This is a genomic window from Streptomyces sp. NPDC054849 (genome assembly GCF_053610945.1).
The window spans coordinates 1-8,601 of sequence record NZ_JBSGZI010000170.1; the positions used below are offsets into that span (position 1 = coordinate 1).

The 8,601-nt window shown below is 69.5% G+C and carries 12 protein-coding genes; 5 read left to right on the forward strand and 7 right to left on the reverse strand.

From position 1 onward, the window contains the following. The 3 genes from ACWGIF_RS37175 to ACWGIF_RS37185 all read right to left on the reverse strand — a co-directional run. Positions 1–187, reverse strand: a 187-nt coding sequence (locus ACWGIF_RS37175) for a transposase (protein ID WP_453504191.1), incomplete at its 3' end; no start/stop codon positions are given. A gap of 121 nt (positions 188–308) precedes the next feature. Further along, positions 309–1,055 carry a DUF2071 domain-containing protein gene (locus ACWGIF_RS37180; RefSeq protein ID WP_453504192.1) on the reverse strand — a complete coding sequence of 249 codons (747 nt, stop codon included), beginning with the start codon at positions 1,053–1,055 and terminating at the stop codon, positions 309–311. Next, a complete protein-coding gene (locus ACWGIF_RS37185) occupies positions 1,052–1,381 on the reverse strand; it encodes a metalloregulator ArsR/SmtB family transcription factor (RefSeq protein WP_453504193.1) in 330 nt (109 codons plus the stop codon). Before ACWGIF_RS37185 ends, ACWGIF_RS37180 begins: the two co-directional genes overlap by 4 nt. Positions 1,382–1,571: 190 nt before the next feature. Between ACWGIF_RS37185 and ACWGIF_RS37190 the strand changes: the two genes are divergently transcribed. After that, complete coding sequence (locus ACWGIF_RS37190; RefSeq protein WP_453504195.1) at positions 1,572–1,787, forward strand: hypothetical protein; 216 nt, start codon at positions 1,572–1,574, stop codon at positions 1,785–1,787. A 62-nt stretch (positions 1,788–1,849) separates the two neighbouring features. Here ACWGIF_RS37190 and ACWGIF_RS37195 read toward each other — a convergent pair whose 3' ends face one another. Next, complete coding sequence (locus tag ACWGIF_RS37195) at positions 1,850–2,248, reverse strand: STAS domain-containing protein (RefSeq protein WP_453504197.1); 399 nt, start codon at positions 2,246–2,248, stop codon at positions 1,850–1,852. Positions 2,249–3,028: 780 nt separating this feature from the next. On the opposite strand from ACWGIF_RS37195, the gene ACWGIF_RS37200 reads away from it, so the two are divergent. Continuing rightward, complete coding sequence (locus tag ACWGIF_RS37200; protein WP_453504209.1) at positions 3,029–3,541, forward strand: DUF5133 domain-containing protein; 513 nt, start codon at positions 3,029–3,031, stop codon at positions 3,539–3,541. Positions 3,542–3,875: 334 nt separating this feature from the next. Here ACWGIF_RS37200 and ACWGIF_RS37205 read toward each other — a convergent pair whose 3' ends face one another. Continuing rightward, on the reverse strand, positions 3,876–4,199 hold the full coding sequence (locus tag ACWGIF_RS37205; protein WP_453504199.1) for a putative quinol monooxygenase: 324 nt from the start codon (positions 4,197–4,199) through the stop codon (positions 3,876–3,878). Between the two features lie 125 nt (positions 4,200–4,324). Here ACWGIF_RS37205 and ACWGIF_RS37210 point away from each other — a divergent pair, with 125 nt between their 5' ends. After that, on the forward strand, positions 4,325–5,302 hold the full coding sequence (locus ACWGIF_RS37210; protein WP_453504201.1) for a GlxA family transcriptional regulator: 978 nt from the start codon (positions 4,325–4,327) through the stop codon (positions 5,300–5,302). A gap of 470 nt (positions 5,303–5,772) precedes the next feature. Here the strand turns inward: ACWGIF_RS37210 and ACWGIF_RS37215 are convergent, their stop codons facing one another. Together ACWGIF_RS37215 and ACWGIF_RS37220 are read right to left on the reverse strand one after the other, a co-directional pair. Further along, complete coding sequence (locus tag ACWGIF_RS37215; protein ID WP_453504202.1) at positions 5,773–5,976, reverse strand: DUF2795 domain-containing protein; 204 nt, start codon at positions 5,974–5,976, stop codon at positions 5,773–5,775. Between the two features lie 137 nt (positions 5,977–6,113). After that, positions 6,114–6,620, reverse strand: a complete 507-nt coding sequence (locus ACWGIF_RS37220; RefSeq protein ID WP_453504204.1) for a hypothetical protein — start codon at positions 6,618–6,620, stop codon at positions 6,114–6,116. Positions 6,621–6,865: 245 nt separating this feature from the next. On the opposite strand from ACWGIF_RS37220, the gene ACWGIF_RS37225 reads away from it, so the two are divergent. Continuing rightward, a complete protein-coding gene (locus tag ACWGIF_RS37225; RefSeq protein ID WP_453504206.1) occupies positions 6,866–7,252 on the forward strand; it encodes a DUF1360 domain-containing protein in 387 nt (128 codons plus the stop codon). A 324-nt stretch (positions 7,253–7,576) separates the two neighbouring features. Next, positions 7,577–7,954 (forward strand): SDR family oxidoreductase, encoded by a 378-nt coding sequence (locus ACWGIF_RS37230; RefSeq protein ID WP_453504207.1) that lies wholly within the window; start codon positions 7,577–7,579, stop codon positions 7,952–7,954. The last annotated feature ends 647 nt before the right edge of the window (positions 7,955–8,601 follow it).

Genomic DNA, 8,601 nt, shown 5'->3' on the forward strand with positions numbered 1-8,601 from the left:
CCCACTGGATCCCGGTATGCAGCACGAACAGGATCCCGCACAGGGCCTGCCGGTCCGGCACCCGAGGGCGCCCCTCCACCTGCTTGGCCGCCGGCTCAGGCAGCAACGGCTCGATGAGCGACCACAGTTCATCCGACACGATCCATGGCCGCGACTGACGTTTCCCCACGGCCAGACCAACGACCATCCGAACCGAAAGTCACATGATCAACAGCTTCTGTTAGGACCTCTAAAGCCACACCCAGGCTCCCGGGTCTCCCGATCGTACGAAGGACCGGAATCAACCCGCCAACAAGGTAAGGAGCGCTTCAGCTGGCGAGTTGAGCGCCTGTCTTGACGGCCATGGCGGCGAGGGGTTGCCAATCGGCAGGGACGTTCCGCATCACCAAGGCGCTGTCCAGGGTTGCGCTCCCGGGTGGGAAGCGGTCCGGGTCGTCGAAGAAGGAGGATGTGGCGGCGCGGACCTGGACGGGTTCCACGTGCCAGGCGTCGGTGTGCAGTTGCACGCCGTTCAGGGAGCGGCCGGATGGGGTGGCTGAGAAGCCCTTTGCGCCGTCTTGGAAGAAACGGGAGGCCTCGGCGAGATCGGCGAAGAGGTCGCTGCCTCGCAGTTCGTCGGCCGGCTCAACGGTGACATCCACCCGTGTGTGGCCGTCCCGCGTGGCCAGCGCGATACGCATCCGGTCGGGTGTTTCGTGGACGTCGAAATCGGCGAGGCCGTGTTCGCCGGGGAACACGCGCCCGCCGGCCCAGGCAGTGATGCGTGACGCGGTGTCGCGGCGCGGGATGTAGACGCCGCTCTCCACGCCGTCAGGTCCGTCCCATTCGACGGCGATCCGGTATGCCGCGTTCTCGCTTCGCAGGCCCAGCATTCTGGGTGCCCATGTGGGCCGCACACCGCCGACTCGCAGCAGGCAGATACCCGCAACAGCGTGGCCGCGCACCAGTTGCGGGCGCAGCGGGCCGGGGAGCAGACGTGCCGCGGCATCCGGGGCGACCCGGTAGTTCACCAGCAGCCGCCGTTCCACGACGCTGGACAGACGTGGTTGCCTCATGACTCCTCGTTCTCTGCCGCGGGGCGGCGGTTGTGACGCAGGACTATCTGCTCGGGACACACGGCGCTGAGGAACCGCCCGACGCAGGTCGCCAGGCGATCCGCGACCAGTGTGTAAAGGATCCGGTTGCCGTCCCGGCGCTCGGTGACCAATCCCGCACTTTTGAGCACGCCGAGATGCCGGGAGATGGATGGCGCACTGATGGGAAACCTGCTCGCGATCTCACCGGCCGCCAGTTCACCGCCTCTAAGGTCTTCGAGGATCTGGCGCCTGGTCGGGTCGGCAAGGGCGCGAAAAGCCCCCGCCTCGTCCTGAAAATCTGCCATAGCCAATATTTAGCAGATTCGCTAAACACCTAACAAGCCGGCAAGCTGCACCCCCTCTGGCCGCGCCCCCCCCGCCGGTCGCCACGCTCACACTCGCCGAGTGGCGTGCTCCCCCGCCAGGCGGCTGCCGTACAGCTTCAGGCACGACGCATCCCCGATCTCCAGCCGAGGGGGGGAAGAGGCTGGGCCCATGTCCGCCAAGCTGATCGTCTACCCGCCCGACGAGCAGGGATGGCGCCGGGTCCGCTACGACGGTGTCGCCATCGGCGTTGCGCACCGCCCGGCCGACATCCGGGTCTTCCTCGCCGCCGCCGGGCTGGAGAACGCCGAGGACGTGGATCTCAACGACCCCGACTTCGTGGAATGGAGAGGCGCCGGGCCCGAAGAGTGGGACCCTTCCCCCTGAAGCACTCTTCGCACCCGCGGAGACGCTGCTCCCTGCCAAGCCTCAGCGACACCAGCGCGTGGCTAGCCGCGGGGCAGCCGGCCGTCGGCAAAGTCCGAGCGCTCCCGTCTGCGCTGCGCCTTCTCCTCGAGGAGCCGGCGGAATCCTGCCAGGGCGTAACGCTCCCCGGTGGCCGTTCTGGGCCCGGGGATGCCGGCCACGGCGGCCATGCCCTGCTGGGGCTGGGGCTGCCAGCCGGTGACCAGGACCCGTAGGCGCATGCGCTCTGCGCGCCGGTGCAGGTTCAGGAGGTGGAGCAGGCCCTCGACATCCATGGCCACGACGGCGTGCAGGTCCACCAGGAGATCGCGCTCGTCCATGGTCACGTGGTCCAGCGCCCGCTGGAGCACTTCCCCCGCACCCTCGTCGAGCTCCCCGGTGGCGCTGATCAGAACCGAGCTGCCGCAGTGCTGGACGTCCACGTTGATCAATGTTCTGCTCCCGTCACCCGAAGGCTCCGGACCTACGGGGCCCCATCCTGGCCCGGTATGGCGAGGGGTTGGTGCGCGGCGCGCTGAAGCACCGGTAGCCGCTGGCTGGACGATTACTCTTGAACGGTGGACCCAGAGGTGTCGGCCGCAGGGCCGGTCGCGATGCCCCAGGGCCCGGTAGGCACCCGTGCTCCTTACGAATGTGACTGTTCGTCCGTAGCCCGGTGACGGGACACCGACCACGTCCATCGCGCGTTGCCGAACCACCGACCAGCGACCTCTGCCTGGAGAAACGATCCGACGTCCAGGGCCAGAGGGATTGTTTCCTCAATAACGACCGGCGGGCCGAACGTCTGGGTAGCGGACCCAGGGTGGACCGGCACCTGCCTCAGGACGCATGTGCCGCGGGATGAATCCGCCCTGCGCCGCGTGGGTCGGCAGCCGGCTGCTGGAGCACAGGGGCCGCCGTTTCGTCGAGGTCTCCGGCCGTGCTGATCAGAATCGTGTTTTCGCACTGCTCGGTTTCCACGCTGATCAATGCGTTCTCCTCACGGACCGACGGGGCGTAGCGGCACCCGTATAGCCGTCATCGTGACGAACGTCCAACCGGTACGAGGCTCGCGGACAGACCCAGACAGGGGCGGCCAGGACCAGCCCGCTATGCCTCAGAGCAGAAGGGCTGCATTTGCGTGTGCATTGCACGGGCTTCAGGGGGCACATGATGCACAGGAGCGTGCCGCGGGGCCGCGTTTTCGTAGGAGTGTGATCTTCATGAGCGTCGATCTTCTGTCTTCTCCTCACTCCGAGGAGGCCGCTGTTCCGCAGGCCGGGATCACGCCGGAGCCGGCGCGCTCGTGGGCCGTGGGCATGCTGATGGCGACGCTTCCCGGCCCCGCTCGGCTGGCCGAGCAGGTTCTGTCCGCCGCAGCCGCGCGGGCGGGCCTGACGGAGATCGAGGTGGCGCAGGCGATGGTCGCCGGATCCCGCGGCACCCCCGTGCCGGCTGACATCGAGCAGGCCCTGGACAATGCCGTGCGGGCCGGTCGCCGGCCGCATGGGGAGTCTCGGAGGTCGGGGCCGGTTTTGATGCCGACCCGTGAGGACGCCGATCGGGCACTAACTCGGTTCTTCGACGCCCGGCTCCGCCTGAGCGCTGCGCCAGGCGACCACGGCGCCCGGCGGGCCGTGGACGATGCCGTGTACACGCTGTGCGTGTTGATGGCGCAGCCCTCCCCGCACGCGGCGGTCAACGAAGCCCTCCAGTACACGGCTACGGCTGCCTGACCTGTTCTCGACAGTCGGCTGACCCCTTCGGTGAGCAGCGGGGAGTCGGATGGTCAGTTGCGTTCGGTGAGGACGGCGGCCGGGCCGAGGGTGCGGCGTACGAGCTGGTCGGCGACATGGGTGGTCCATCAGGCCGACGCAGGCGCGCGGGAACGCCGCTGGCGCCCCGCTGTCGACATAGCTGCGCGGGCTCTCCCGCCAGCGGCGTCTGCTGATCGGTGCCCTGACGGTGCTGGCGGGTGGTGTGAAGTACGGCGCGGACGGCTTCCCTCTGCGTGCGGGGCGGTTCGCTGGGGAAGGTCCGGGACCTGTCTTCCTGGTCGGAGTCGACGGGCTAGGAGAGCTTCGCGGCCAAAACCTCGACGGGCAGAATCTCGGGGGCCTCCGCGAGCACCTTCGGAGCGTTGTCCATGAGCGCCGCCGCGATCTTGCCCTGGAGGTGCGTGGTGCGGTCCTCCTCTGTGCCGAAGGCATCGAAGATGCCGAATGTGGTGGAACCCAGGCGCAGTGCGAACCAGAGGGTGGTACCGGTCTCTTCCCGGGCCAGGGCAAGGGCGCCGGTGAGCAGGTCCTCGACCTCGCGGACGTACTCCGGTTTGGCTTCGATGCGGGCGAGCAGGCCGATGCGGGCGGTGTCGGGGACAAGGGCGTTGGTCATGGAGTGCTCCTCTTGTGTGGTGGCTGGGGGTGTGATGTCGCGCCGTTGTGCGATGTGATCACCGTATGAGGGGCCGGGGGAGTGCAGGCAGTGGCGGATCCGCCGGATGCTTTACCGTTTCCGACATGAGGGTTTCGGTATTGGTGATGGACGGCCTCTTCGACTCCGGGCTGGCCACGGTCTTCGACGTTCTGCAGATGGCCAATGAGCTGCGGGAGGAATTGCCGCATCCCCCGCCGCGCTGGGAGCTGATCCGCGTCAGCGGGCAGGGTGCCGTCCGTACGGCGTGCGGACACGTGATCGAGGCTCAGGCCGTCGAAGAGGCCCCAAGGCCCGATCTCCTTCTCGTGCCGGGAGCCGGTCCGAAACAGCCTGGACCACTGCTGGACTGGGTGGCCGCTCCGCAACGCGAACCCGAACGCGAGGCGCTGCGGCGGGCCCGGGCCGGGGGCGTTCCCCTGGCGGCGGCCTGCACCAGTACGTTCCTCCTCGCCGAGGCGGGCGTGCTGGACGGGCTGGCCGCCACCACCAGCTGGTGGCTGGCACCGGCATTCCGGCAGACGTACCCTCAGGTGACCTTGGACGAGAGCCACATGCTGGCCCATGCCCCTGGTGTGACCACGGCCGGAGCCGCCATGGCGCACCTCGATCTCGCCCTGGCCCTGGTGCGCGAGACCAGCCCGGCCCTCGCGGATCTGACGGCCCGATACCTCGTGGTCGACCACCGTCCCGCCCAGGCCGGTTACGCCATCACGAGCCACCTCGCCCGCACCGACCCCACCGTCAGCGCCTTCGAGCGATGGGTGCGCGCACACATCGACCAACCGCTGAGAATGGCCGAAGCCGCACGAGCGGTCGGGGCAAGCGAACGGACCCTCCAACGGGCCGTCGACAAGGTACTGGGCATCTCACCCCTTCGCTTCGCCCAGAGCATCCGGCTCGAACAAGCCGCCCACCTGCTGCGCACCACTGACCTCCCCACGGAGACCATCGCACGCCGCGTCGGATACGAAAACGCCTCCACCCTCACCACACTGCTGCGTCAACGGCTGGGCACGACCCCCGGCCGCCTTCGCCGCGGAGTGACGCCCGCCGGCGCCTAACCTCGGAACGCGGCCATGGAGGGGCAGCAGTAGCCCGCCGCTGCCCCTCGGGCATGAGTGAGGGAGACTGTCGAACCTTTAGGTGGCAGCCCCAGACGGTGGCGATGGCCTCTGCGAGGCGAGGATGAGTGCAGAGCCTTTGCGGTCGTGAGGGACGCGGTGTACATCTCGAGGCGTGCCTTACCGCGGCGGCCGGGCAGGGAGCGACCGTCCCGACCCGGCAGAGCGCCCCTGCTCCGAGAGGCCAAGCTCGGCTGCCGACATCCATGAGGAGGCCCCCTGCGTCAGGCGGCTTCCCGCCAGCGCGGGCCCGGCACACCGTTCAGTGGCGTGAGAGGTTTGGCTGGGGCTCAGTCCTCGGTGGATGAATCGCCGAACTCCCTCACTCGTCCAACTCTTCTTGGACGGGCGTTTGGGGGGCGTCCCGCAGGTGTTGCGACAGGCCCGGCTTGCTGCCCTGGCGCGCCTGTTCACCTTGCTGCGCGGTGGTGTGCCCGAGATCGGAGTCGGGCCCACCCGGACCGACCTGGCCACGTCCTCGCGGTTCGTGTACTGCTCGGGCGGGATCCCGCGGAACGCCTGAGTCCCTCCTCGGAGGAGTCGGACCGGTGGGCAGCGTCCACCAGTTGCTTCTTGCCGGCCGGGAAATCGACGTCCTTCAGGGCGTTCAGCACAGTGGGAACGTTCGTTGTGGGCCATGCGTCTCTCCTCTGCCCCTCTGGCGGAGCCGCCAGGGAAGCGGACGCAGACGTCGACTCGCGAAGTTGCCGGCGCCGGGTCTCCTACGCCGAGGTGGACGGCTCGGCTGCTTTTAAGCACCCAGTTGGGCGACCATGGCCTGCAACCGTGCTGCCAGAGCACTCACGTCCTCCTCGGTGACCGCGGTGGAGCCCACCAGGTCAGCCATATCACGGCCGGTGGCGACCTCGACGGCCCCTTTGTAGCGATCCGTTGCGACCTGCGCGGCTGGGACGACCTCGGTGCGCCCTTCGATCAGCACCAGGCAGCTGTCTTGCCCAGCGGGGTCAAGCAGCATGCGGACCTGTTCGGGGCTGACGGCTACGGCCGAAGCAGGATTCCCGCTCGCGGGACCTGTCTCCCGTGGGTCGTCGGTGGTGTCCGACTGCTCCGCCCGGACGCCTGACAGGGGATCGCCTTCGCCGGTACCAGCCTGGTGGTAGCCCTCACTGGCGCTTGCCGTCCCCGGGATCACCCGCTCCCGTGCCTGGCTTTCCGCCCCGGAGTGAGCCCCGGGTTCCTCGGGGTCCTGCGCCCTCGTGTAGGCCCTACGCGACGCATCAGGACTGTGCTCGCTCATCGCCTGCTCCTTCGTCCTTCGAATGCCGCGCTCTATCGGCCGCTGCCCCCGAACGCCGCTGGGAAACCGCTGACGAGGCTTACCCGACGCACCACGGAGCCCGGAGCCGCCGTCGGCAGCAGGGGCAAACCAAGTACCGGAGCAGCCGGGAGCCCCCTCCAGGGTTCGCAGGTCCTGGCGAGTCCGGGCATCCGAAGTGGTGCCGGTCCACGACGTGACGATTACCCCGGGCAGGAGGCGGTTCGATGGGAACGTTCCAAGGGCTGCAGTCCCACAGCGGGCACCTGCGCGCGATGGTCGCGTTCGCCGGATACACGGCGGGCTGGACCCTCCTGCGGTACTGGAGCGGACGCCGTGGACCTGTCTCCCCCGGCCCCTGGGGTCTTCTGCTCACCGCGACGGCCTCTTTCCGGCTCAGCCGCCTTATCGGCAAGGCCACGGTGACGCGTCCGCTGCGCGCCCCGTTCACCGAGGTGGACTGTGCCGGCGCTCCGGCAGAGCTCAACGAGACCCCGCGCGATGAACCGGGCCGGAAAACAATGGGTGAGCTGATCAGTTGCCCGTTCTGCCTGAGCGTGTGGATCGTGGCCACCTTCACCGGGTCGTCTGGCCGCAGGCCACCCGCGTGGTGACCGAAGCCCTGACCGCCGTGACGGTGTCGGACGCCCTGCAGTTCGGACATTCGGAGCTGTCGAAACACGCCGGCCACTGACGTGCCGTAAGCGGTACTGCTGACTTCAGCGCTCTCCTGTCCAGGATGTGCGGCTGCCCGCGGTCCCTCGACGACCCGGCCGGCCTGCCTGCGGCCCAGGCGCGCATACCCGGCCCGAGCCGAGACACGCGCACTGCCACGACGCCGTCCCGCGAGCCGTGTAGAGGTGAGGGGGTCGGGCAGATGCCCGATATGAGGACCCGCTCACGGCGGTACCGGACCGGCTCAGGTCCCCTGGAGGGGCGTGTCGCTGTGGTTACCCGCCGCCCGGGGGCTCGGCGCAGATCTGGCGTACGCCCTGGCCGAGGGCGGCGCCCGGGTGGCCCTGCTCGGCCTGGAGGGGGAACGGCTCAGGAGACTGGCAGCACGGCTGCCCGGCCCTGCGGCCCACCGGACGGTCGACGTGACAGACGCGGACGCGCTCGCCGTGGCCGCCGAAGACGTGCGGGACACCCTGGGTGAGCCTTCCGTGGTCGTCGCCAACGCGGGTGTGGCCCTCGGAGGACCGCTGCTGGAATGCGATCCCGAGGTATGGCGGCGTGTGATCGAGGTCAACCTCATCGGCAGCGCGCTGACCGCGCCGCGTCGTGCAAGCCGGTACAACCCGCAGGTCCCCTGGTGAACGCCGACTGGATGATCAACGGCATGCTGAAGGCGGCCGGGCTCCGCGCCAGTGCCGACGTGCGCGCCGCCAACGTCGACCACGGGCACAGTCGGCGCGTGGACGGCGCCACACGCGCACACCAGGCGCAGCCCGGCACCCCACGGCTTGAAGTCCGTCACTTCAGCAGCGGCGGCCGCGGGGCGTTCCCCGGCGGGCCGCGCGGCCGGTGGAGCGGTCTGCAGGTCGGCGGTCGCGGTCCGGCGGGCCCGCCTGTCGCGGAGGTCGGCCGACAGGGCCCCGGCTCCCTCGTGCCACGTGGCGGCGCCATGCCCCCTGCCCGGCGCGCCGGTTTCGACTGCCCCGATGTTCTGCTGACGGCTCACGGCCCGGGGCAGGCCCGGGAGGCGATCGCGGTCGGCTCGGCGCGCAGGCTTCCTGCCGCGGCCGCGGCCGCGGCCGTAGCCGCGTTCTGCTTCTGTATGGCCTCGAGCTCCTCGGCGCTGAGACTGTCGACTCACGCGACCGTGCGCCGGAACTCCGTTTCCTCCTCGTCCTGACGCGCCTGGTCGTACGCGTCGAGCTCGGCCGCGGGCGCCACGCCCCCCGAGTCGGAGGTCCTGCGCACCCTGGACGACTTCGCCCAGTACCTCTGACCCCTCGGCTCC